The following is a 21328-nucleotide window of genomic DNA, read 5'->3' on the forward strand; positions in this document are numbered from 1 at the left end:
CCGCTCGACGGCGTCAGCGTGACGTCGCGGCCAGAGCCGTGTTCAGCTCGAGCACGTTCACGGTGGGCTCGCCGAGGTAGCCGAGGTCGCGGCCCCGGGTGTGCTCCGCCACGAGGGCCTCGACGTCCGCCACGGGCAGGTCGCGCGCTGCGGCGACGCGATCGATCTGGATGCGCGCGTACTCCGGGCTGATGTGCGGGTCGAGCCCGGACGAGGAGGCGGTGAGCGCGTCGACGGGGACGTCCTCCGGGGCGACGCCGTCGCTCTCGGCGATCGCGGCACGGCGTTCGTCGATCGCGGCGATGAGGTCCTCGTTCTCGGGTCCGTAGTTGCTGCCGCTCGAGGCGGAGGCGTCGTAGCCGTCTCCCGCTGCGGATGGTCGTGACTGGAACCACTCCGGCAGGGCGGCCCCGTCGGCGTCGGTGAACGACTGCCCGATCAGGGAGGAGCCGACGGTCTCGCCGTCGAGGGCGACGGCGGATCCGTCCGCCTTGCCGCCGAGGGCGAGCTGTCCGACGCCGGTGATGACGGCCGTGTAGGCCACGCCGAGCACGAGGGTGAAGACGAGCATCGCGCGGAGGGCGACGCCGTGCTGGCGGAGGAGGGTGCGTGTGTTCATGGTCTCTTTCCCGGTTCCGGTCGCCGGCTAGAAGCCGGGGATGACGCTGACGACGAGGTCGATGAGCTTGATGCCGACGAACGGGGCGACGACGCCGCCGAGTCCGTAGACGAGGAGGTTGCGCGACAGGATCGACGAGGCCGACGCTGCGCGGTACTTCACGCCCCGCAGGGCGAGCGGGATGAGCACGACGATGACCAGCGCGTTGAAGACGATCGCCGACAGGATCGCGGAGGCCGGCGAGCTGAGCTGCATGAGGTTGAGCAGCCCGAGCCCGGGGAACACCCCGGCGAACATGGCCGGGATTATCGCGAAGTACTTCGCGATGTCGTTGGCGATCGAGAACGTGGTGAGGGCGCCGCGGGTGATGAGCAGCTGCTTGCCGATCCGGACGATGTCGATCAGCTTCGTCGGGTCGCTGTCGAGGTCGACCATGTTGCCGGCCTCCTTGGCGGCCGACGTGCCGGTGTTCATGGCGACGCCGACGTCGGCCTGGGCCAGCGCGGGGGCGTCGTTGGTGCCGTCGCCGGTCATGGCGACGAGCGCGCCTCCTTCCTGCTCCCGGCGGATCAGCGCGAGCTTGTCCTCGGGGGTGGCCTCGGCGAGGTAGTCGTCGACACCGGCCTCGGCCGCGATCGCCTTGGCCGTGAGCGGGTTGTCGCCCGTGATCATCACGGTGCGGATGCCCATGGACCGCAGCTCGGCGAAGCGCTCGCGCAGCCCGGTCTTGACGACGTCCTTCAGGTGGACCACGCCGAGCACCCGGGCATCGGCCGTGGTCGTCTTCATCGCGACCACCAGCGGCGTGCCGCCGGCGTTCGAGATCTCGTCGATGCGGGCCTGGAGCTCGTCGTGCTCGCTCGAGGCGAGGCGGCGATCCTCCTCGACCCACGAGATGATCGAGTTGCCGGCGCCCTTGCGGATCCGGGTGCCGTCGGGCAGATCGAGCCCCGACATCCGGGTCTGCGCGGTGAACGGCACGATCTCCCCCTGCTGGTCGCCGGCATCGAGCCAGCCCGTCGTCAGGGCGAGGTCGACGATCGACTTGCCCTCGGGCGTCGGGTCGGCGAGGGAGGACCGCGCCGCGGCGTCGACGAGCTCGGCCCGCGCGATGCCGTCGAGGGGCGTGAACTCGGCGGCCTGCCGGTTGCCGTAGGTGATGGTGCCGGTCTTGTCGAGCAGCAGCGTCGTCACGTCGCCTGCGGCCTCGACCGCGCGCCCCGACATGGCGAGCACGTTGCGCTGCACGAGGCGGTCCATGCCGGCGATGCCGATCGCGCTCAGCAGCGCGCCGATCGTCGTCGGGATGAGGCAGACCAGCAGGGCGATCAGCACCGGGATGCTGACGGAGGCGTCGCTGTACCCGGCGATCGGGTTCAGCGTCAGGGTCACGACGACGAAGACGATCGAGAGGCTCGCGAGCAGGATGTTCAGCGCGATCTCGTTGGGCGTCTTCTGTCGGGAGGCGCCCTCGACGAGGCGGATCATCCGGTCGACGAAGGTCTCGCCCGGCTTGCTCGTGATGCGCACGACGACCCGGTCGGACAGCACGCGGGTGCCGCCGGTGACGGCGCTGCGGTCGCCGCCCGACTCGCGGATCACCGGGGCGGACTCGCCCGTGATCGCCGACTCGTCGACGCTGGCGATGCCCCAGACGATGTCGCCGTCGCCCGGGATCAGCTCGCCGGCGGTCACGACGACCGTGTCGCCGAGCGTGAGGTCGGCGGATGACACGGACTCCGAGGAGGCGCGCTCGGCACCGGCGTCGGACGTCGCGTCGTACGAGAGGACGCGCTGGGCGGTGGTGCTGGTGCGGGTCGCCTTGAGAGTCTCGGCCTGCGCCTTGCCGCGCCCCTCGGCGACGGACTCGGCGAGGTTGGCGAAGACGACGGTCAGCCAGAGCCAGATCGCGATGGCCCAGGTGAAGGAGCCGGGGACGGGCGACCCGCCGGAGGACTGCGGACCGGTGAACAGACCCGCGATCGCGAGGATCGTCGTGTAGGCGGCGCCCACCTCGACGATGAACATGACCGGGTTGTGCCACATCTCGCGGGGGTCCAGCTTGCGCAGGGCGCCGGGCAGCGCCGCGACGAGCTGGGCGGCGCTGAAGGCGCCGCCGCGGTCCGTCGGAGCAGCCTCCTGGTCGTGATCGACGGTGGCGGGTGTGTCGGTGATGGTGGACATGGTTACTGCAGCCCTTCAGCGAGCGGTCCCAGTGCGAGGACGGGGAAGTAGGTCAGCGCGGTGATGATCACGGAGACGCCGGTGAGCAGGCCCACGAACTGCGGGCGGTGGGTGGGGAGGGTCCCGGCGGTGGCGGGGATCCTGTCCTGCGCGGCGAAGGAGCCGGCGAGGGCGAGCACGAGCACGATCGGCAGGAACCGGCCGAGCAGCATGGCGACGCCGAGGGTCGTGTTGAACCAGGGGGTGTTCGCGGTGAGACCGGCGAAGGCCGAGCCGTTGTTGTTCGCGGCCGAGGTGAAGGCGTAGAGGACCTCGCTGAAGCCGTGCAGGCCGGGGTTCCAGATCGACGTGCCCTCGACGTCGGCGCGCACCGCGGGGATCGCGAAGCTCAGCGCGGTGAAGGCGAGCACGATGGTCGGCGTGACGAGGATGTACAGGCTGGCGAGCTTGATCTCGCGCGGCCCGATCTTCTTGCCGAGGTACTCCGGCGTGCGGCCGACGAGCAGACCCGCGATGAACACCGTGATGACGGCGAGCACGAGCATCCCGTAGAGACCCGATCCGACGCCGCCGGGGGCGATCTCGCCGAGCATCATGTTGATCATCGGCATCATGCCGCCGAGCGCCGTGTACGAGTCGTGCATCGAGTTGACGGCACCGGTCGAGGTGAGGGTCGAGGTGGAACCGAAGAGGGTCGACCCCCAGATGCCGAACCGCGCCTCCTTCCCCTCCATCGCGCCGCCGGCGAGCTGGGTCGCGGTGCCGGCACCGCGGAGCTCGAACCAGGTCATGGCGCTGAGCGAGACGGCGAAGATCGTCGTCATGACCGCCGCGATCGCGACGCCCTGCTTCGTCGAGCCGACCATGCGGCCGAAGGTGCGCGGCAGCGAGAACGGGATGACGAGCATCATCAGGATCTCGAACACGCTCGTCCAGGGCGCGGGGTTCTCGAAGGGGTGCGAGCTGTTGGCGTTGAAGAAGCCGCCGCCGTTCGTGCCGAGCATCTTGATCGCCTCCTGCGAGGCGACCGGCCCGCCGGGGATCGTCGCGGTCCCCCCGGTCAGGGTCGTGACGTCGGTGAACCCGGCGAAGTTCTGGACGACCCCGCCCGCGACGAGCACGACGGCCGCGACGACGGCCAGGGGAAGCAGGAGACGGACGAGCGTGCGGGTCAGGTCGACCCAGAAGTTGCCGAGCGTGCCGCTCTTCGCGCGGGCGAGCCCGCGGATGACGGCCACGGCGACCACGATGCCGACGGCCGCCGAGACGAAGTTCTGGACCGCGAGACCACCGAGCTGGACCGCGTACCCGAGGGTCGTGTCGGGCGAGTACGACTGCCAGTTGGTGTTCGTGACGAAGGAGGCGGCGGTGTTGAAGGACAGCCCCTCGGGCACGGCGGGGAAGCCGAGCGAGTACGGCAGGAACGCCTGGAGGCGCTGGATCGCGTAGACGAAGAGCACGCCGACCAGCGAGAAGGCGAGGACACCGCGCAGGTAGGCGGGCCACGTCTGCTCGGAGGCGGAGTCGACGCCGATCAGGCGGTAGAAGCCGCGTTCGACGCGAGAGTCCTTCGCGGTGGTGAAGAGGCGGGCCATGTAGTCACCGAGGGGGCGGTACACGACGACCAGGACGACGACGACGGTCAGGATCTGGAGGATGCCGAAGAGGGTGTCCATCAGAACCGCTCGGGCTTCACGAGCGCGTACACGAGGTAGGCGAGCGCGGCGACGGCCAGTACGGCCGCACCGATGCTGAAGACGATCACAGCTTCTCGACCCCCTTCGCCACGAGGGACACCACTGCGAACACAGCGATGACGGCGAGCACGTACACGATGTCGAGCACTACGACTCCAAGAGAAGGATCGACGGGCCACCAGGACCCGGTGCCCGTCGTGGGCACAGCGAGTCAGTAGACACCGGGATACGTCCGTCTCGGACGGCCCTTACGGGTTCCTCACGCGAAAACAGGTGTTCCTCACGGAGACCACACGGCCGGACAGCGTCGCGGTCTCGTAAGAAAGTACTTGCAACGTTGGAAAGTACTTTCTATGATGAGAACACGAACACCCACCCAGAGAGGATCAGCACCATGACGAACAGCACATCCCTCCCCACACCCGACGAGGCCCGCCGCCTCCTCGCCGACGCCGATGCGACCGGCCGTCAGGCGACCTCGACCGCCAGCTGGCCCGCTGTCGCCGTGCTGCTGGCCCTCGGGTCGACCCTGTCGCTCGGCACCCTCGCCATGGGTCTCACCTCCGGCACGAACTACCTGATCGCGATGCTCGCTCTCGTCGTCTGGATCGCGGTGATCATCACGTTCCAGCTCGCGTTCCTCCGCTCGCACAAGAACGGGTTCGGGCGACGATGGGGCCTCTACTTGGGCGTCATCTTCGCGGTCTACCTCGTCGCGATGCTCGTCGTCTCGACCTCCCAGGGCGAGGCGCTGCTGGCCTCGAGCCTGCTCGCCCTCGCGCTGCTCGCACTCTCCGTGGGTGCGGCGACGTACGAGGCGAAGGCGGCTCGGCGATGAGCGAGCAGCACCCGCGCCTCCGGCTGTCGGACACCCTGCACCAGCCGGTGCGCTTCTCGATGACAGCGGCCCTCGCGGCAGCGGACCAGCTCGACTTCGCCGACCTCCGCGATGCCGTGCAGGTCAGCGACTCGACGCTCAGCAAGCAGGTCAGCGTGCTCGAGACGGCCGGCTACGTGCAGGTCAAGAAGGGGTTCGTCGGCAAGCGACCACGGACCTCCCTCAAGCTCACAGCCGAGGGCCGCACGGCGTGGTCGGCCCACCTGGCGACGTTGCGCGAGATCGCCGCCGGCTGAGCCCGCGATAGCCTCGCGACATGACCTTCGTGAACGTGGGCACCCTCGGGGCCGCACCCGGAAAGCGCGACGAACTCGTCGCCCTCCTCACCGAACGCAACGAGAGCCTCACGGGCGCCGGATGCCAGGCCTACGAGGTCGGGGTGGACGACGATCAGCCCGACACCGTCTTCGTCGTCGAGCTCTGGGACTCGGCGGAGGCGCACCGCGCCTCCCTCGCCCTCCCCCAGGTGCAGGACGCGATCGCCAGAGCCCGCCCCCTGCTCGACGGCACCTTCGGCGGTCACCGCTTCACCGTCGTGGGATCACCCCTCCGCGACTAGATCGGCGTACGCTCCCCGCTCCCCGCTCGGCCGTCGGGCGGGGCGCGGGCGCGGGCGCCGGCTGCCGACTCTGAAGAGCCCGCGCCATCGTGAGCTCGCTCCGGAACCTGCCGTGACGCCGAATCCGTTCTTCGCCTTGCTAGCGTCGACGGATGGCCGGCATCACGTACCCCACGCCGCTCCGTCCGGGAGGACGCATCGAAGTGCCCGCTCCTTCGATGGGGGTCCCTGACGAACTCCACGAGCGTCTCCGTGCAGCGGTGGCCTCGCTGACCGACCGCGGTCTCGATGTGCACGTCCGGGATCACGCCACCATCGGCGGACTCGTTCCCGCCTCCGCTGGCGATCGCATCATGGACCTCCACGACTCGTTCCGCTCCGGCGACGCGGTGCTGCCTCCCTGGGGAGGTGAACTGGCCGTCGAGCTGCTCGACGGCATCGACTGGGCGGCCCTCGCGTCGACCCGGACCTGGTTCGTCGGCTGGTCGGACATCTCCACCCTGCTCCTGCCGTTGACCACCCTCACCGGGCTGGCGACGATGCACGGTGCGAACCTCATGGACGAGCCATGGGAGTCGCCGACGGAGTTCCACCGCTGGACGGACGTCGCGAGCATGCCGGCCGGGAGCTCGTTCGAGCAACGCAGCGCACCGCGTCGCCGCTCGCGCCCCTGGGCCGCCTGGAGCGAAGAGCCCCTCGATCGAGACAGCGCGTACGAGACCCCGACCAGATGGCGCACGCTCGACGGTGAGGATGACGTCAGCATGAGCGGGCGACTCATCGGCGGATGCCTCGAGACCGTGTCGCTCTTGGCGGGCACACACTATGGAGACGTGCCCCGTTTCGCCCTCGAACACGCCCCCGAAGGAACCCTCGTCTACCTGGAGGCCGCGGGCTCCGACTCGGTCGCCGTCCTGCGCATGCTCCGATCCCTTCGGCTGGCCGGATGGTTCGACGCCGCCGAGGGCGTCTTGATCGGGCGCACGAACGGCCCGGACAGCTCGGAACTGAGTCAGGAAGATGCCGTGCGACGAGCGCTGGGAGACGTCGACATCCCCGTCATCCTCGATTTCGACACCGGCCATCAGCCCCCGCAGATGCCGTTGGTCAACGGCGCTCTCGCCGACGTCGCCCTCGTCGACGGGCAGGGCAGCATCACGCAGCACCTGACAGCCTGACGCGTCGGTCGACGATCACCTACCTGTCGGCCGGAGACGACCCCTTCCGATCATGCGCCGGCGGCACTCTTCGGAGTGGATCCTTTGCATTCTCAGCAAACGGAGATAGTCTCCTGATCTATGCGGAGAAGGTCTCCGGTCAGAGCAGAGGATCTCCATGGTCGAAGACGTGGGCACGAGGGCCCGTGCGCCCAGAGCTGATGCACGACGCAACCGGGATCTCATCCTGGGGACGGCCGAGAGGCACTTCGCCGAGCACGGAGTCAGCGGCTCACTGGACGCGATCGCGAAGCAGGCAGGTGTCGGCGCGGGCACGCTCTACCGTCATTTCCCGACTCGCGAAGCACTGCTGGCCGCTTTGCTGGCCGGCCGCGACGAGGAGCTGATAGCTCGACGCGAGCGCCTGCGAACTGCGTCCGTCAGCACCGCCGAGGCGCTCGACGGCTGGCTCGGAGCCGTCGTCATGTGGGCTGGGGCGTTCGAGGGCCTCCCTGAACCTCTGCGGGAGGCGACCACGACGAGTGCATCGCCCCTCGCCACGACCTGCGAGGGGTTCGTGACGACCACGGCGGAGTTCCTCGAGGCGGCCCAACGAGATGGTCTGGCGCGCAGCGACATCCGCCCACGTGACCTGTTCCTCGCCGCACTGGCGACGAGCTGGGTGCAGGGTGCCGCTCTCGCCGACCATGCCTCGGCTGCGGCGCTCTCCGCTCTGACACGGACGGGATGGGCGGCGCCGGAACCTCCTCGGCCCGCGCGACCCCGCGACTGACAGCACGTTCGCCTGCCCATCATCAGCACCGACCACGACACGAAGGAGATAGACATGAAGCGCATCGGAATCATCGGCAGCGGAGCCATCGGAAGCGGCATCGCCCGGTTGGCCGTCGCCGCCGGCTACGAGGTGCTGATCGCGAACTCACGAGGCCCGGAGTCGCTGCGTGGCCTGATCGACGAACTAGGTACCCAGGCGCAGGCCGGCGACAGCCGCGAAGCCATCGAGTTCGGCGAGGTGCCGGTCCTGGCCGTGCCACTCGGCGCGTATGAGGCGCTCCCTGGCGAGGCGTTCTCCGGCAGGACCGTCCTCTCGACGGGCAACTACTACCCGCACCGGGACGGCCGGATCGCGCGCCTCGATTCGCTCGAGGTCAACACCGCCGAGTTGGAGCGCGAGCTGCTGCCCGGGGCCGTCGTGACCAAGGCCTTCAACAACATCCTGTTCCACCACATCCCCGCCCTGGCCCACTCCACTCCCCGCACCGCCCTCGCGGTCTACGGCGACGAGGATCATGCCAAGAAGCGGGTCTCGGCGATCGTCGACGACCTGGGCTTCGAGCCGGTCGACGGGGGGACGCTGGCCGAATCGTGGCGAGCAGAGCCCGAGTCGGGGGCGTACACGCCCATCTACGCCGCCGACCTCGATGGGTTCATTGCGGACTATCTGTCCGATCCTGGGGCCCCCGTCACCGCGGACCGCCTCCGTGAGCTGCTGGCCGCGTCGACGCGGCCGGACGTCGCCGCACGTCAGTTCTGACTCGGACTGATTCCGTGGCGGATCGGTGTCCGTGCAGCAGCGGTCACCCCTCGACGGGAGCGATGGCCACGGCGTAGACGGTCGGGTCACCGGAGAGGCCGAGACTGACACGCGGTGCGTCCGGGGTGCTGTCGTATTCGAAGCTGATCGTCTCGTCCGAGCATGTCGCATCCGGGGAGCCGGGAGCCGCGGGGTCCTCGGGTTCCTGCAGGCGGACCGTGATCGTCCCGCTACCCAGGCACGCCACATCGACCGCGTATCGCCCAGCGGGCTCCTCGGGTGCGGACACGGTCAGCTGAGACGAGGTGCCGTCGCTGAGCCAGCCACTCTGATTCACCAGCCGCCCTGCTGCACCTGGTGCGGGGAGTGCACTGGCCGCCCAGTCGGAGATGTCTTCGCGAGGCAGCGGCAGCTCGCCCAGATCCGCTTCCGCCCCGTCCGCGGGAGCCTCGGAACCGCCTGGAGACGGAGACGCAGAAGCAGTGCTCGTCGGCGGGGAGCTCGCCCCTGCGTCGTCGTCGCTCGTCGTGCACGCGGCCAAGAGCCCCGCCACGACGGCCGCCACGGCAGCCGCTGCGGCTCGGAGAGACCGGACGGTGAGCCGGCCCCTGCGGGACGGACGCGATGACGACATGCGGTTCCTCTCGACGGTGAGCGCCACACGGTACCCGGTGCGATCGAGCGCCGTACAGCCCTGTCCGTAGCCTCGCGTCCGCAGGGCACTCCCTATCGGGCGCCCTCGGATGCTGCGATCGAGGACGCGATGAGCTCACCGATCGGGAGCCCACGGCGCCGGTGGTCGGCGATCAGAAGCGTCTGCATCCCCGCTGCCCTGGCTCCGTCGGCGTCCTTCACCGGATCGTCGCCGACGAAGAGGCACGCCGCCGGCTCAACCCCCAGTTCAGAGGCGAGAACTGCGAAGGCCCGCGCGTCGGGCTTCGCGAAGCCGATGCGCTCCGACGTGCAGACGACGTCGAAGGCGTCGAAGAGACCTGTCCGCCGGAGCTTCGCCAGCTGCTGAGCCTCCGTCCCGTTCGTCAGCAATCCGATGCGGTGACCGGACGCGCGAAGGCTCCGAAGGAGGGGCAGCGCATCGGGAAATGCCCGCCAAGCCGACTCGTACGCCCGCAGGTATCCGCTGAACAGCTCGTCGATCTCGACATCACCGGGAGGGACGTCGACCCCGAGTGGCGTGAGGACCGAGCGCAACCGCCGACGGCGCTGCTCCGAGAAGCTGATCTCACCCGACCGCCAGCGTTCGTAGTGCTCCTCTTCGGCGGCGAACCAGCTCGCGATCGTCGATTCCGACGCGACCACGTCGAGTGAGTGGAGGAAGCGGACCACCGCTGCACGTGCCGAGCCCTGGTGATCGAACAACGTGCCGTCGAGGTCGAAGCAGACCGCATCCACTGGCGTCACCGCGCCAGTCTAGAAGCGGCCGTCGGGTTCTTCGAGCTTCGAGATCTGGACGGAGACGAGATCGGCTTTGTGACGGAACCGGGCTGATCCCGGCCACGGTCGGTGCACGAGACGCCTCATTGCCGGGCTATCAGGCGCGCTCCTTTCGCCCTCTTCGGAGGGCGAGCCCCGTCGCGACGGTCATCGTCACGACGAGGAGGACGAGTGACGCGATGATGAGGACGCGCTCGTCAGCCGCGAATCCGCTCGCGAAGAGCGTCCAGAGCGGTACGACAGAGCAGCTCAGTCCGAAGAGCGTGACCGCCACGACGCTTATCGCACGTTCGTTCTTATGCCCGACGAGAACGATGGTGAGGGCGAGAAACGCGAGGATGATGAAGGCCCCGACTGTGGCGGGGGCGATGCGCGCGCCGGCTCTGCACGATTCAGGTGCTGGGTAGATCGCCGGGCAGATCTGTTCGGCGCCCGTCGCGAGCCATGTCGCGGCCAGCCCGGATGCCGCGATCGCCAGGAGTCGAAGCACGAAGGTCCCCATGCCGACATTGTCTCAATCGATCGACTACAGGGGCTCGTCGTCATCCGAGGTCGAGGCAGAACGCCATGATCGCCTGCTGCACAGGGAGGAGCGGGGTCTTGAACGCGTGACCGACGAAGGCCGCGTGCGACACGGCGTCGGCACTCACCTCGCGGCCGCGTACGAACGGCGGGCACGGAGCGAAGCGGACCCCTGCCGGCGCGAGGTCGAGAAGGGCCCCAGTGACCCGATAGGGCTCGAGGAGCTCGGCGTGAGGGCCGGGACCGTCGGTGAGGACGACGTCCGCTGATCTGATGGCCGATTCCAGGTCATCCGTCCAGAGAGCGCCCGGGGTCGCGAGCTCAGCCGGGCAGCACTGGATGAGATCCAGCTGCAGCACCCTCGCGGCCTCCTGCCATGCCCTGGAGATGTTGCCGTCGGCGCCGACGAAGAGGAAGCGGAGCTCTGAGATGTCGCCCCTGCGGCGCAGCGAGTACAGGTCGGAGAGCACCTCGCAGGGGTGGTTGACGTCGGTCATCGCGTTCACGACGGGCAGCGAGTGAGCCACCGCCAGGCCCTCGATGACGGAGAGGTCGGGGTGCCGAGCCACGATGATGTCGACCCAGGCGTCCAGATACCGGGCGACATCGGCCGGAGCCTCCGGCTTGTCGAGCGTGGTGTCGGGGAGAACGATCGGCTGGAGCCCCATCAGCGAGGCCCCGCGCTCGAACGTGACTCTCGTCCGCAGACTGCTCGGCGGGAAGAACATGACCGCCGCCCCCTCCTTGACCGGCCCACGGCCCTCGCTGTACGCATCCGCCAGAGCGAACACCTGGAGGACGTCTGCCGCAGACCACTCGTCGAGCTTGGTGAGAGAACGCATGCCACCACCGTAGAGACCGCCCGGTCATCGGGTGACATCGGCACCGGCCACTCCGGACGGCACCGGGCGCACCTGGCAACGAGTCCAGAGCGGAACCGTCGGAGGCGCCAGGCCGTCGGATGCGTCAGACCGTCGCAGGTCAGAAATCCTGTCCGCTGTCTCCGGGTGCGCCGCTGCCGGAACGCTGCAGATGGATGCGACGAGCGAGTCTGATGAGGGGTCGGATCATCAGCTGGATGCTGCCGAGCAGGAAAAGCCACGTACCCGTGATGGTGGTGGACTCGGAGAAGAAGAGGATGCTGCCCACCACGAACCAGGCCGCGACCATGATGTCGTTGACGATGCTCACGACTTCGTACTTGTGTCGGATCACGATCTCGTCTCGTCCGATGGAGAAGCTCACGGTCCGGCCGTCGGAGTCTGAGTCGGGTGCCATCGCTCCATGGAACCACCAGCCCCCGGCCACGGTCGTGGCGCAAAGGGGCGGAGATCCGGGTTTCGGTGCTTTCAGGCGGGGCCGCCGCGCAGGGGTGCGCGAAGCCGGCCCCGCCCTCGACATCGACAGACGGCCGACGCGACGAGGATCAGAATCGCCGCGGTAGCCGGTCGAGGGCGGATGGCCGATCCCGAAATCGGGCCATTCCTGGCGCGTAACCAGCGCGCTTACCGAGATCTATTACAACGCATGCACTTTGCGCTGTCGACCCTGGCGTGCGCCCGTCTCGCATTTCGGCCAGACCTCGATGAGCGTCGGATCCGCGGCGACTGACTCCTGATCGACGACGCACGGGAGAATGGTGGACATGACCCACCCGATCCAGGCGACGCTGACCGAGCGTCTGACGCTCTCCCGCCCGACCGATCGAGATCTGCCGGAACTCCACGCCCTGCACGCCGACCCGGAGGTCTGGAGGCACCTCCCGTCCGCACGCCACACCGAGCCGTCCCAGACACGCGAACTGGTCGATCGGTACCTGGCGGGATGGGAGGTCAACGGCGTCGATGTCTGGGTCGCGCGGGACACGGCGACGGGCGCGCTGGTCGGCATGGGCGGCCCCAGCCTCCGCGGGGGCCTCGCCTGGAACATCTACTACCGGCTGGCTCCATCGGCGTGGGGCCGGGGCTACGCGCAGGAGATCGTCGCAGCGGCTCGACAGGCGGTGTCCGCGACGGGGCGCGACCTGCCGATGGTCGCGTCCCTCCTCGAGCACAACGAGGGATCGCGTCGTGCGGCCCAGCGGGCGGGCCTCGAGCTCGTGTGGCGCGGCCCGGACGAGGGGAACCCCGACCCGGATGCGGTACGGCTCCTCTTCGCAGACCGCCCGCTCAGCGAGGATGCACTCCGCCTCTTCGCCTCCTAGACGAGGGTCGGCGGACTGCCTCCGGGGACCAGCAGCCGAGCCGGAACGCTGTCGTCGCAGCCGGATCCCAGCGCTCACGCCCGCCCTTTCCGCGATCGTCCACCGGACGAACCGTCGGCCCTGCTGTCCAGGTCAGCGGAAGTCGCCGATCTGCCTCTCGACCGGAACGGTGCCCTCGACGACGACGTCGCCGGTGTGGGCCGTCGTGATCGTCTCGATCAAGACGATCTCGACCTCTTCGTCCGCGATCGGGTTGTGCTGCACCCCTCGCGGGACGACGTGGAACTGCCCCGGGCCGAGTACGACCTCCTCGTCGTCAGGCAGTTGGATCCGGAGGCGGCCCGAGACGACGAGGAACATCTCGTCCTCGGCATCGTGGGCGTGCCAGACCAGCTCACCGAGCAGCTTGGCGACCTTCACGTACTGGTCGTTCACCTGCCCGACGACCCGCGGCGTCCAATGATCCCGAACCTCACGAAGCTCAGCAGCGACGTCGATCCCGTGCAGATAGGTCATGAGACCATCGTGGTTCCTGGGTGGCATGACCGGCAGGTCGCATCCGACAACGAATGAGGCTCCGCATTGGAGGACCTGGATGGTAGCCAGAGCACGCCCGCTTCCTCGACCGCGTCGGCGGCGCTGCGTCCTGCTCGCGGCCGCCGGGGTCGCCGGGGTCGCCCTCGCCTTGCTCGTCGTCGCCGCGCTCCTCCTGACGGGAACGCTCTGGCCCACCCGCACGGCGGCCCTCCGGTACCCGGTGCAGGGCGTCGATGTGTCCGCCTACCAGGGCACGATCGACTGGGACGTCCTGGCGGAAGAGGACATCGACTTCGCGTGGATCAAAGCCACGGAAGGCTCGAGCTACCAGGACCCCCGATTCGACGACAACTGGGCCGACGCACACGACACCGACCTGCTCGTCGGCGCGTACCACTTCCTCAGCGTCGACAGCCCGGGAACGGATCAAGCAGCCAACGTCATCGCCACCGTCTCCCGGAACGGGGGTGATCTGCCCGTCGTGGTCGACGTCGAGTGCTACGCGGAGTACTGCGACACCCCTCCCCCGGCAGACGCGGTCCGGGAGGTGCTCGACCCGCTCCTGCTCGCCATCGAACGGCACTACGGCCGACCGGCTGTGCTCTACGCGACCCGCGACTGGTACGAGCGGTACCTCGTCGGGAACTACCCCGACAACCGCATCTGGTTCCGCTCCGTCGCCACCTCGCCGCATCTCGCCGACGACCGCGACTGGACCTTCTGGCAGTGGTCCGCGCGCGAGCGACTCGACGGATACGACGGTGATGAGGAGTTCGTCGACATGAACGCCTTCCGAGGCGACCGAAGGGAACTGGAGTCGCTGCTGCTGCCCTGACACCCCGCCGTGCGTCGCCGGAGAAGGAGACGTCGGAGACGCGGGAGCGGCCTCGGTGGGCCTTGCCGCTCCTCCCGTCCTTCTTGCCAGCGAGCCGGCCGACCGGCCGACGTTCAGTCGGACGGCGGGCCGAGGATCGCCTGCATCTGCTCGTAGAACGCCTTCGGGTCCGCGCTCAGCGAGTCCTTCACCATGCGGCTCCAGTCGTCGACGACGACCTCGATCTCGCCGGCGGCCACGCCGTCGAGCGCGGCGCGTGCCACGTCCCGCGGGTCGATCTTCGGGCCGTCGTAGCCGGCCATGATGTCGGTGTCGGCCGCGCCGAGGTGCACGCCCTGCACGAGGGTGCCCTGGCCGGCGAGCTCCTGCCGGAGCGCGTTCGTCATGTTCCACTCGGCCGCCTTGGCCGCTGCATAGCCGCCCGAGCCGGGCGCTGCGAACCACGATAACGCCGACAGGATGTTGACGATCCCGCCGCCGCCGTTCGCGGCGAGGACCGGCGCGAAGGCGCGGATCACGCCGAGCGTGCCGAAGTAGTGGGTGTCCATCTCGCGGCGGATCTCCGTCATGTCGCCCGTGAGGAGACCGGCTCCGGTCGAGATGCCGGCGTTGTTCACAACGAGCGTGACGTCCTGTGCGGCCTCGGCGGCGGCGGTCACGGATGCGGGGTCGGTGAGGTCGAGGCGCACCACCTCGGCCCCGGGGATGTCGATGGTCTCGGGTCGGCGCGCGGTCGCGTAGACCTTGCGGGCGCCCCGCGCGAGGAGCTCCTCGACGAAGGTGCGGCCGATGCCGCGGTTGGCGCCGGTGACGAGGGCGACCTGATCCTGGATGTCCATGCGTGCTCTTCCTTCTGCCGCCCGAAGCGGATGCGCGGTGCGGCACGGCCTACGCTAGGAGTTGACGTTGACGTGAAGGGCAAGTCCGCCCGTCAGATCGGCGCCGACGACGTGATCGACGGGCCGAACGGCCGGGAGGAAGACGCATGCTGCGCATCGGCGATGTGGCGACGAAGGCCGGCGTGAGCACGCGAGCGCTCCGCTACTACGAGGAGCAGGGGCTGCTGCCAGCGGAGCGCACCACGAGCGGCCAGCGCATCTACCCCGAGTCCGCGATCGAGCGCGTGCAGCTCATCCAGCGCCTGTACACGGCGGGGCTGCCGAGCCGCACGATCATGCAGCTGCTGCCGAGCGTCGACACCGGTGTCGCCGCCCCCGAGGCGATGGCCCTGCTCCACTCCGAGCGCGACCGCATCACCGCGGGTATCGCCGAGCTCGAACGGGCCCGCGAGGAGCTGTCCCGCGTCATCGACATCTGCCTGAACCCGACGCCCGAGCACTGCCCGGCGCTGCGCGAGGGTGGACCGGCGCACGAGGGAGCGAATGCGAAGGCCGTCGCGGCCTGAGCCATCGCGGGGTCGAGGGCGAGCGTGCTGGGAGCACGCGAGCCGGAGAGCAGCGGCGGCGATCCCACCACCTCCATCCAGGGCCGACCCTTCCCCGGACGACTCGTCCCTGGCTGCGGATGAGCCCGTCCGACATGCAGCTCGCCGCCGCCGGTCATGAACCCCTGGGTCATCCCAGGGCGGACGGTGAAGTCGGTCGCGGAGACCAGGCCTTCGTCCTGGTGCAGCCGGTCGGGAGCGTGATCAGCGTCACGGCAGTGCCCGCGGTGATGCCCCGGGGCCAGCTCACGTCGTCGCCTGGCCGGCGACCCCCACGAGAACGTCGTCCAAGGATGTCCGACGCCATTCCTGCAGCACGTCGTGGAACGCGACCGGGCCGGGGCCGTACGAGGAGGTGTTGGGTCTGCCTCTGCCCTCGGCGTTGTAGTAACCCGGGGTGCACTCGGCTTGGAACGTCGCGTTGTCGATCGCGGTCGTCCGGACGATGCGGCCCCATTCGGCCTGCGCCTCCTTCGTGGGCTCGACCATGCGGGCGCCGGCGGCGCGCGCCGCACCGATGACGGCGGCGATGTGCTCGGCCTGGTCCTGGAGGATGTGCACGAAGTTGACCGAGTTCGCGTTCTGCAGGGAGCCGAGGTGGAACAGGTTCGGGAAACCGTGCGTGTAGAAGCCGTGAAGCGTCTCCGGGCCCCGCCCCCACGCCTCGAGCAGGGTCGCTCCTCCGCGACCGGCGACCGGCAGCGTCCCGCTCAGAACGCCGGAGACGCCGACTTCGAACCCCGTGGCGAAGACGACGCAGTCGACCTCGTACTCCGTGTCGCCGACGATGACCCCGGTCTCGGTCATGCGCGTGATGCCCCCGTGATCGGCGGTGTCGACCAGCGTCACGTTCGGGCGGTTGAACGTCTGCAGGTACTCGTCGCTGAACCCGGGGCGCTTGCACATGTAGCGGTACCAGGGCTTGAGCGCCTGCGCCGTGGCCGGATCATCGACGAGCTCGTCGACCCGAGCGCGGATGGCCGTCATCTTGCGGGCGTCGAGCATCTCGTCGGCGAGCTCGCGCTCCTCCGGGCTCAGGTCGGGATCGACGCGCCCGGTGATCATGGCGCGCTGGAGCTGCGGGACGCTGGTCCAGCCGTCCCCGACGAGATCGACGTCATGAGCCTCACCGGAGATCACGGCGAGGAAGTTGTCCTGCCGCTCTCGCTGCCACCCCGGGCGGAGCGAAGCAGCCCACTCGGGATCCGTGGGTCGGTTGTCGCGGACGTCGACCGTCGAGGGCGTGCGCTGGAACACGACGAGGCTCCCGGCGTCCCGGCCCAGGTGAGGGATGACCTGCAGACCGGTGGCGCCCGTGCCCACCACGGCGACCCGCTTGTCCGCGAGTCCCTCCAGGCCCCCTGCGGCGTCGCCGCCGGTGTAGGCGTAGTCCCAGCGACTGGTGTGGAAGGTGTGACCCCGGAACGTCTCGATGCCCGGGATGCCCGGGAGCTTCGGCGTCGTCAGAGTGCCCGAGGACGTCACGACGAATCGGGCGCGCATCCGGTCCCCGCGGTCGGTCTCGACGACCCACTCCGCCGCGTCCTCGTTCCAGGTCAGTCCGGTGACCCGGGTCTGGAAGGCCGTGTCGCGGTAGAGATCGAATCGTTCGGCGATCGCCACGGCGTGCTCCCGGATCTCATCCCCGGGGGCGTACCGCCACCCGGGTATCGTCCCGACCTCCTCGAGCAAGGGCATGTAGACGTACGACTCGATGTCGCAGCGCACACCCGGGTAGCGGTTCCAGTACCACGTGCCGCCGAAGTCGCCCGCCTCATCCATCATCCGGATCGACTCGACACCGGCCTGCCGGAGGCGCGCCCCCGTGACGAGGCCCCCGAACCCTCCGCCGATCACCAGGACCTCCACCCGGTCGGTGAGCGGCTGACGCTCGACCAGGGGGGTGTAGGGGTCTTTGGCGTAGTAGCCGAACTCGCCGGCGGCTCTGCGGTACTGACCCGATCCTTCGGGGCGGATCCGCCGCTCACGCTCGGCCGCGTACCTGTCGCGCAGCGCCCCGAGATCGATCTCGTCCGTTCCGATGGTGTGCGTGTCGGGCTGGTTCGTGGTCATGGTCGTCCCTGTTCTCGTCGAGGGGGTGGGCCGGCACGTCGTCGTCTGGCATGGACAAAGGTTAGCTTCGCACTAAGCACTTCGGCTGGGCACCGACTGCGAGACGCCCTACTGTGGCCTGATGATGCAGGAGGGCGATGGGCGGAGCGCGATCCTCGAGCGGCTCCGCGGGGCCACCACGAGCATGGAGTCCGCGGTCCTGCCCTCGTCGGTCATCCCCTTGCTCTCACTGGAACTCACCGCGCGGCAGCTCAAGGTCCTGACGGTGCTCGTCACAGCTGAAGGCGGTACGACCGCGAGTCGGCTGGCTCAGAGCTTCGACGTGTCGCTGGCCACGATGTCGGGCGTGATCGACCGACTGGTCGGGCAGGGGGTCGCCGTCCGGACCGACGACCCCGATGACCACCGAGTCAGACAGGTACGGGCGACGCCCTTAGGCCGCACCGTCGTGCAGCGGCTCGTAGCGCGAAGACCCGAGTTCGACGACGAGGTGCTCGCCGCACTCACCGACGACGAGCTGGCCGGGCTCGAGCGGGGCATGTCGGCGATCGCGCGGCACCTCGGAGCCGAGGGGCGACCAGCCACGTCCGATTGACTAGGGCGCGTGAACACCCTCATCGTCACCGCGCACCCCGATCAGACCTCCCTCACCGCCGGCATCGCCCGGCAGATCCTCGAGGCACTGCGACCCGGCGAGGGCGCAGTCGCCGACCTCGCCGCTGAGGGCTTCGACCCACGCTTCGGTCTCGCCGATCGGGCCTGCTACCGCGGCGGCGGGGGGACCCCCGCCGACGTCGTCCGTGAACAGCTTCGGCTCGATGCCGCCGACCACCTCGTCCTGGTGTTCCCCGTCTACTGGTGGTCGATGCCGGCGCTGTTGAAGGGCTGGATCGATCGCGTGTTCATCAACGGATGGGCCTTCAGCATCGACGAGAGCGGCACACGGCGCAATCTCGGCAGGCTCACCGTCCACCTCGTCGCCGTCGCGGGCGACGCCGCCGGCACGTACGAGCGGCACGGCTACGAGCAGGCGCTCCGCACGCAGATCGAGCACGGGATCGTTGACTACGTCGGAGCTCGGCGCGGTTCCGTGGCCTTCGTGCACGAGTCGGAACAGGACGATGCGAACGCTCGCCAGGCCCTCGTCGAGGACGCGGTCCGAGAGACCGTTCGCGCCGTCCAGGGGTAGGGGCCAAGGGCTCAGCCCCAACCGTGCCCTCGTGGCACGCCCGATGCACGATTCGGCTACCGGGCGACCGGGCGACCGGATGCAGGAGCCGTCGATCCTCTAGCGGAAGCGCTTCGCATGCTCCGCGATGACCTCGTAGAGCTGCTTGTGCAGATCCAGGGAGCCGTGCCAGTCGTCGGCGAGGAGCAAGCTGTGATCGGCACCCTCCATCGTCTGGACGACTGCATCTGTCTGGAGGCGCATCGCAGGTGACCACAGCGGATCCCGACTGCCTCCGACGGCGAGATGGGCCGCCGAGGCCTGAGCCAACGCGTCGAGGATCACCGCCTCAGTCAGGACCGGCGTCAGCCACACGCCCGGAACAGCGTGTGCCACTGCCCACGGCAGGCCGAGGGTGCCGAACGACTTCGCGACGACGAGATCGATACGGCCACCCGCTGCATCGCCGGCCTGCTGCAACTCACGCTCGACGTGAGCCTGTGATTCGTCGGCCGCCTGTGGATCCATGTCCCATTCGACCGCCTGAACACGCCACCCTCGTTGACAGAGCAGGACAGCAGACCAGTAGAGCAACGGCGCTTTAGCGGTATACCCCGTGCCGGGAAGGATCACGGCCACCGGAGCGGCCTCCTGCTGGGCCGACCCCGGCCAGGTGAACGAGCTCATGCCTCGAGACTAAGAGCCAGCTGGCGACAGCGGGGCGGTTCGGTGCACGATCCCCTTCGGGGCCTGCACAAGAGGACCACAGGGGTAGCTCAGTTCTGCTCGATGTCTGTGAGGGTGCGCTGCAGAGCGTGGATCGTCTCTCCGAGCACACCGGAAGCCAGGAGCCCCGGACCGAGAGGGCCGGACGAGTCCTCCCCGAGAAGCGGCAGGGTGCGGAGTGCGGTCCGGACCGAGCGGCTCATGTGCTGCACTTGCCACTGGACCTCGGTCTCACCTCCGCTCGGCGATGCCAGCTCGGCCGCTTTCGCTGCATAGGCGGCTGCGCCCAGAGCGTGGGCGCCCATGTGCGCTACGCCGGCCGCTTGCCCCGCGGACCACGCAGCGGCCTTCCCCGCCGGCGACCTGGCTGACTGCGCGGCCCGCCCCGCGACGAAGCGCCGCCGTATCTCTCCCGCTGCATCCAGTTCACCTCGCGAGAACGCACGCGCTCGAGCGATCCCGTCCCGTGGTCGGTCGTCATCCGGAGCCTCGGCCTCGAAGAGAGGCAGGACTCTCTCAGCGCAGTCAGCAGCCCATGCTGCGACGAGACGGCGGTCACCTTCGGACAGCGACTGAGGAGAGAGCATGCCAGCACTCTCGCAGACGGCCCGGCCGACGATCGGCCGGAGCGGTCCTCCAGGTGGCCTCCTCGGCTCCGTCAGACCCCGTCCCCGCCTTCTACTCGTGCTCGAGGCGGCAGGATTCGTGCACGTCAAGAAGGGGTTCGTCGGCAAGCGACCACGGACCTCCCTCAAGCTCACGGCCGAGGGCCGCACGGCGTGGTCGGCCCACCTGGCGACGCTGCGCGAGATCGCCGCCGGCTGAGCCCGCGGTAGCCTCGCGACATGACCTTCGTGAACGTGGGCACTCTCGGGGCCGCACCCGGAAAGCGCGATGAACTCGTCGCCCTCCTCACCGAACGCAACGAGAGCCTCACGGGCGCTGGATGCCGGGCCTACGAGGTCGGGTTGGACGACGATCAGCCCGACACCGTCTTCGTCGTCGAGCGCTGGGACTCGGCGGAGGCGCACCGGGCCTCCCTCGCCCTCCCCCAGGTGCAGGACGCGATCGCCAGAGCCCGCCCCCTGCTCGACGGCACCTTCGGCGGTCACCGCTTCACCGTCGTGGGATCGCCCCTCCGGGACTAGATTCGTCCCCATTCCCCGATCGGCTATCGGGCACTAGCTCCCCGAAACCTATAAACCACGCTTGGCCTGCCAGCAGTTGACAAGAACATGGCCACTCCACTAACGACGAGGCCGGTCGCGACGGACATTGGCAAAGGTCCTCCACCGTTGCTGAACCCAACAACGGCCCGTTCGGCCATGAAGCCACCCACGACGACAAGGATCGTAGGACGACTCGTTGCTGGTTGAACTTCAACCGCCGGAATCGCTTCGGGACTTGCCTTCCTTCGGCGCCACCGTCAGTCATGCGGAGCGTCTCAGATCGCGACGACCAATGACCGCTGATCCAGCCCCATCAAGCACCCTGATCGCTTGCCTGCTAACGACTCGCTCGACCCGGTTGCGGAGAGCCCCAGGCGCGGAAAGCGACTCTAGGGATTGGGTCGTTCTACCCTGACGACGGGGATGACCTATACCTGACTGTTGGGAGGCGAGTCCGGATCAAAGTCTGCGAGCACGACACCACGGATGTAGGCGACCTTTTCCGCATCGTTGAACTGCGGACCAGCTAC

The 21328-nt window shown here is 69.0% G+C and carries 27 protein-coding genes; 13 read left to right on the forward strand and 14 right to left on the reverse strand.

Going from position 1 to position 21328, the window contains the following annotated elements:
• Nucleotides 1-13 precede the first annotated feature (13 nt).
• Genes kdpC through SOM13_RS10185 form a run of 5 tightly spaced genes read right to left on the reverse strand, consistent with a single transcriptional unit; the run spans nucleotide 14 to nucleotide 4705 of the window.
• Nucleotides 14-619, reverse strand: a complete 606-nt coding sequence (kdpC, locus tag SOM13_RS10165) for a potassium-transporting ATPase subunit KdpC (protein ID WP_320479633.1) — start codon at nucleotides 617-619, stop codon at nucleotides 14-16.
• A 27-nt stretch (nucleotides 620-646) separates the two neighbouring features.
• Nucleotides 647-2803: a potassium-transporting ATPase subunit KdpB gene (kdpB, locus tag SOM13_RS10170; protein ID WP_320479634.1), complete on the reverse strand. Its 2157-nt coding sequence runs from the start codon at nucleotides 2801-2803 to the stop codon at nucleotides 647-649.
• 2 nt (nucleotides 2804-2805) lie between these two features.
• A complete protein-coding gene (gene kdpA / locus SOM13_RS10175; RefSeq protein WP_320479635.1) occupies nucleotides 2806-4479 on the reverse strand; it encodes a potassium-transporting ATPase subunit KdpA in 1674 nt (557 codons plus the stop codon).
• Nucleotides 4479-4568, reverse strand: a complete 90-nt coding sequence (kdpF, locus tag SOM13_RS10180) for a K(+)-transporting ATPase subunit F (RefSeq protein WP_071257733.1) — start codon at nucleotides 4566-4568, stop codon at nucleotides 4479-4481. Before kdpF ends, kdpA begins: the two co-directional genes overlap by 1 nt.
• Nucleotides 4565-4705, reverse strand: coding sequence for a hypothetical protein (locus SOM13_RS10185; RefSeq protein WP_192059384.1), 141 nt, complete (start codon nucleotides 4703-4705; stop codon nucleotides 4565-4567). Before SOM13_RS10185 ends, kdpF begins: the two co-directional genes overlap by 4 nt.
• Before the next feature lie 189 nt (nucleotides 4706-4894).
• Between SOM13_RS10185 and SOM13_RS10190 the strand changes: the two genes are divergently transcribed.
• The 6 genes from SOM13_RS10190 (at nucleotide 4895) to SOM13_RS10215 (ending at nucleotide 8669) form a co-directional block, all read left to right on the forward strand.
• Nucleotides 4895-5338, forward strand: a complete 444-nt coding sequence (locus SOM13_RS10190; RefSeq protein ID WP_320479636.1) for a chemotaxis protein CheY — start codon at nucleotides 4895-4897, stop codon at nucleotides 5336-5338.
• A complete protein-coding gene (locus tag SOM13_RS10195; RefSeq protein ID WP_320479637.1) occupies nucleotides 5335-5634 on the forward strand; it encodes a transcriptional regulator in 300 nt (99 codons plus the stop codon). Before SOM13_RS10190 ends, SOM13_RS10195 begins: the two co-directional genes overlap by 4 nt.
• Before the next feature lie 20 nt (nucleotides 5635-5654).
• Nucleotides 5655-5957, forward strand: coding sequence for a putative quinol monooxygenase (locus SOM13_RS10200; RefSeq protein ID WP_320479638.1), 303 nt, complete (start codon nucleotides 5655-5657; stop codon nucleotides 5955-5957).
• Nucleotides 5958-6109: 152 nt separating this feature from the next.
• Entirely contained in the window at nucleotides 6110-7135 is a 1026-nt protein-coding gene (locus SOM13_RS10205; RefSeq protein WP_320479639.1) for an LD-carboxypeptidase, read from the forward strand.
• Nucleotides 7136-7292: 157 nt separating this feature from the next.
• Nucleotides 7293-7907, forward strand: a complete 615-nt coding sequence (locus SOM13_RS10210) for a helix-turn-helix domain-containing protein (RefSeq protein ID WP_320479640.1) — start codon at nucleotides 7293-7295, stop codon at nucleotides 7905-7907.
• A 21-nt stretch (nucleotides 7908-7928) separates the two neighbouring features.
• The gene (locus SOM13_RS10215) at nucleotides 7929-8669 is read left to right on the forward strand and encodes an NADPH-dependent F420 reductase (protein ID WP_320479700.1); all 741 of its coding nucleotides are present in this window, start codon (nucleotides 7929-7931) and stop codon (nucleotides 8667-8669) included.
• A 726-nt stretch (nucleotides 8670-9395) separates the two neighbouring features.
• Here the strand turns inward: SOM13_RS10215 and SOM13_RS10220 are convergent.
• The 4 genes from SOM13_RS10220 to SOM13_RS10235 form a co-directional block, all read right to left on the reverse strand.
• Entirely contained in the window at nucleotides 9396-10088 is a 693-nt protein-coding gene (locus SOM13_RS10220) for an HAD family hydrolase (RefSeq protein WP_320479641.1), read from the reverse strand.
• 130 nt (nucleotides 10089-10218) lie between these two features.
• On the reverse strand, nucleotides 10219-10623 hold the full coding sequence (locus tag SOM13_RS10225; RefSeq protein ID WP_320479642.1) for a hypothetical protein: 405 nt from the start codon (nucleotides 10621-10623) through the stop codon (nucleotides 10219-10221).
• Nucleotides 10624-10663: 40 nt separating this feature from the next.
• On the reverse strand, nucleotides 10664-11485 hold the full coding sequence (locus tag SOM13_RS10230) for an ornithine carbamoyltransferase (protein ID WP_320479643.1): 822 nt from the start codon (nucleotides 11483-11485) through the stop codon (nucleotides 10664-10666).
• A 139-nt stretch (nucleotides 11486-11624) separates the two neighbouring features.
• Entirely contained in the window at nucleotides 11625-11921 is a 297-nt protein-coding gene (locus SOM13_RS10235; protein ID WP_320478382.1) for a YrhK family protein, read from the reverse strand.
• 367 nt (nucleotides 11922-12288) lie between these two features.
• Between SOM13_RS10235 and SOM13_RS10240 the strand changes: the two genes are divergently transcribed.
• Entirely contained in the window at nucleotides 12289-12846 is a 558-nt protein-coding gene (locus tag SOM13_RS10240; protein WP_320479644.1) for a GNAT family N-acetyltransferase, read from the forward strand.
• Nucleotides 12847-12978: 132 nt separating this feature from the next.
• Here the strand turns inward: SOM13_RS10240 and SOM13_RS10245 are convergent, their stop codons facing one another.
• On the reverse strand, nucleotides 12979-13362 hold the full coding sequence (locus SOM13_RS10245) for a cupin domain-containing protein (RefSeq protein ID WP_320479645.1): 384 nt from the start codon (nucleotides 13360-13362) through the stop codon (nucleotides 12979-12981).
• A gap of 79 nt (nucleotides 13363-13441) precedes the next feature.
• Between SOM13_RS10245 and SOM13_RS10250 the strand changes: the two genes are divergently transcribed.
• Nucleotides 13442-14218, forward strand: coding sequence for a GH25 family lysozyme (locus SOM13_RS10250; protein ID WP_320479646.1), 777 nt, complete (start codon nucleotides 13442-13444; stop codon nucleotides 14216-14218).
• A gap of 113 nt (nucleotides 14219-14331) precedes the next feature.
• Here the strand turns inward: SOM13_RS10250 and SOM13_RS10255 are convergent, their stop codons facing one another.
• Nucleotides 14332-15057 carry an SDR family oxidoreductase gene (locus SOM13_RS10255; RefSeq protein ID WP_320479647.1) on the reverse strand — a complete coding sequence of 242 codons (726 nt, stop codon included), beginning with the start codon at nucleotides 15055-15057 and terminating at the stop codon, nucleotides 14332-14334.
• A 146-nt stretch (nucleotides 15058-15203) separates the two neighbouring features.
• On the opposite strand from SOM13_RS10255, the gene SOM13_RS10260 reads away from it, so the two are divergent.
• The gene (locus SOM13_RS10260; RefSeq protein ID WP_320479648.1) at nucleotides 15204-15623 is read left to right on the forward strand and encodes a MerR family transcriptional regulator; all 420 of its coding nucleotides are present in this window, start codon (nucleotides 15204-15206) and stop codon (nucleotides 15621-15623) included.
• 285 nt (nucleotides 15624-15908) lie between these two features.
• Here SOM13_RS10260 and SOM13_RS10265 read toward each other — a convergent pair whose 3' ends face one another.
• On the reverse strand, nucleotides 15909-17735 hold the full coding sequence (locus tag SOM13_RS10265; protein ID WP_320479649.1) for an NAD(P)/FAD-dependent oxidoreductase: 1827 nt from the start codon (nucleotides 17733-17735) through the stop codon (nucleotides 15909-15911).
• Between the two features lie 121 nt (nucleotides 17736-17856).
• Here SOM13_RS10265 and SOM13_RS10270 point away from each other — a divergent pair, with 121 nt between their 5' ends.
• Together SOM13_RS10270 and SOM13_RS10275 are read left to right on the forward strand one after the other, a co-directional pair.
• Nucleotides 17857-18330 carry a MarR family winged helix-turn-helix transcriptional regulator gene (locus tag SOM13_RS10270; RefSeq protein ID WP_320479650.1) on the forward strand — a complete coding sequence of 158 codons (474 nt, stop codon included), beginning with the start codon at nucleotides 17857-17859 and terminating at the stop codon, nucleotides 18328-18330.
• Nucleotides 18331-18339: 9 nt separating this feature from the next.
• Nucleotides 18340-18924: an NAD(P)H-dependent oxidoreductase gene (locus tag SOM13_RS10275; protein WP_320479651.1), complete on the forward strand. Its 585-nt coding sequence runs from the start codon at nucleotides 18340-18342 to the stop codon at nucleotides 18922-18924.
• 99 nt (nucleotides 18925-19023) lie between these two features.
• On the opposite strand, the gene SOM13_RS10280 is transcribed toward SOM13_RS10275, so the two are convergent.
• The gene (locus SOM13_RS10280) at nucleotides 19024-19590 is read right to left on the reverse strand and encodes a hypothetical protein (protein WP_320479652.1); all 567 of its coding nucleotides are present in this window, start codon (nucleotides 19588-19590) and stop codon (nucleotides 19024-19026) included.
• Nucleotides 19591-19679: 89 nt separating this feature from the next.
• Nucleotides 19680-20216, reverse strand: coding sequence for a putative immunity protein (locus SOM13_RS15360; protein ID WP_341850029.1), 537 nt, complete (start codon nucleotides 20214-20216; stop codon nucleotides 19680-19682).
• Between SOM13_RS15360 and SOM13_RS15380 the strand changes: the two genes are divergently transcribed.
• Together SOM13_RS15380 and SOM13_RS10290 are read left to right on the forward strand one after the other, a co-directional pair.
• Entirely contained in the window at nucleotides 20215-20454 is a 240-nt protein-coding gene (locus SOM13_RS15380; protein WP_414655521.1) for a transcriptional regulator, read from the forward strand. The two genes, SOM13_RS15360 and SOM13_RS15380, sit on opposite strands and share 2 nt — an antisense overlap.
• A 20-nt stretch (nucleotides 20455-20474) precedes the next feature.
• Nucleotides 20475-20777 (forward strand): putative quinol monooxygenase, encoded by a 303-nt coding sequence (locus tag SOM13_RS10290; protein ID WP_320479654.1) that lies wholly within the window; start codon nucleotides 20475-20477, stop codon nucleotides 20775-20777.
• The last annotated feature ends 551 nt before the right edge of the window (nucleotides 20778-21328 follow it).

It is taken from the genome of Frigoribacterium sp. CFBP9030 (assembly GCF_034045195.1).
Classification (GTDB): domain Bacteria; phylum Actinomycetota; class Actinomycetes; order Actinomycetales; family Microbacteriaceae; genus Frigoribacterium.

Coding starts and splice junctions, on each gene's coding strand:
- kdpC (WP_320479633.1), bottom strand. CDS start 619: ATGAACACACGCACCCTCCTCCGCCAGCACGGCGTCGCCCTCCGCGCG.
- kdpB (WP_320479634.1), bottom strand. CDS start 2,803: ATGTCCACCATCACCGACACACCCGCCACCGTCGATCACGACCAGGAG.
- kdpA (WP_320479635.1), bottom strand. CDS start 4,479: ATGGACACCCTCTTCGGCATCCTCCAGATCCTGACCGTCGTCGTCGTC.
- SOM13_RS10190 (WP_320479636.1), top strand. CDS start 4,895: ATGACGAACAGCACATCCCTCCCCACACCCGACGAGGCCCGCCGCCTC.
- SOM13_RS10195 (WP_320479637.1), top strand. CDS start 5,335: ATGAGCGAGCAGCACCCGCGCCTCCGGCTGTCGGACACCCTGCACCAG.
- SOM13_RS10200 (WP_320479638.1), top strand. CDS start 5,655: ATGACCTTCGTGAACGTGGGCACCCTCGGGGCCGCACCCGGAAAGCGC.
- SOM13_RS10205 (WP_320479639.1), top strand. CDS start 6,110: ATGGCCGGCATCACGTACCCCACGCCGCTCCGTCCGGGAGGACGCATC.
- SOM13_RS10210 (WP_320479640.1), top strand. CDS start 7,293: ATGGTCGAAGACGTGGGCACGAGGGCCCGTGCGCCCAGAGCTGATGCA.
- SOM13_RS10225 (WP_320479642.1), bottom strand. CDS start 10,623: ATGGGGACCTTCGTGCTTCGACTCCTGGCGATCGCGGCATCCGGGCTG.
- SOM13_RS10230 (WP_320479643.1), bottom strand. CDS start 11,485: ATGCGTTCTCTCACCAAGCTCGACGAGTGGTCTGCGGCAGACGTCCTC.
- SOM13_RS10235 (WP_320478382.1), bottom strand. CDS start 11,921: ATGGCACCCGACTCAGACTCCGACGGCCGGACCGTGAGCTTCTCCATC.
- SOM13_RS10240 (WP_320479644.1), top strand. CDS start 12,289: ATGACCCACCCGATCCAGGCGACGCTGACCGAGCGTCTGACGCTCTCC.
- SOM13_RS10245 (WP_320479645.1), bottom strand. CDS start 13,362: ATGACCTATCTGCACGGGATCGACGTCGCTGCTGAGCTTCGTGAGGTT.
- SOM13_RS10250 (WP_320479646.1), top strand. CDS start 13,442: ATGGTAGCCAGAGCACGCCCGCTTCCTCGACCGCGTCGGCGGCGCTGC.
- SOM13_RS10255 (WP_320479647.1), bottom strand. CDS start 15,057: ATGGACATCCAGGATCAGGTCGCCCTCGTCACCGGCGCCAACCGCGGC.
- SOM13_RS10260 (WP_320479648.1), top strand. CDS start 15,204: ATGCTGCGCATCGGCGATGTGGCGACGAAGGCCGGCGTGAGCACGCGA.
- SOM13_RS10265 (WP_320479649.1), bottom strand. CDS start 17,735: ATGACCACGAACCAGCCCGACACGCACACCATCGGAACGGACGAGATC.
- SOM13_RS10270 (WP_320479650.1), top strand. CDS start 17,857: ATGATGCAGGAGGGCGATGGGCGGAGCGCGATCCTCGAGCGGCTCCGC.
- SOM13_RS10280 (WP_320479652.1), bottom strand. CDS start 19,590: ATGAGCTCGTTCACCTGGCCGGGGTCGGCCCAGCAGGAGGCCGCTCCG.
- SOM13_RS15380 (WP_414655521.1), top strand. CDS start 20,215: ATGCCAGCACTCTCGCAGACGGCCCGGCCGACGATCGGCCGGAGCGGT.
- SOM13_RS15360 (WP_341850029.1), bottom strand. CDS start 20,216: ATGCTCTCTCCTCAGTCGCTGTCCGAAGGTGACCGCCGTCTCGTCGCA.
- SOM13_RS10290 (WP_320479654.1), top strand. CDS start 20,475: ATGACCTTCGTGAACGTGGGCACTCTCGGGGCCGCACCCGGAAAGCGC.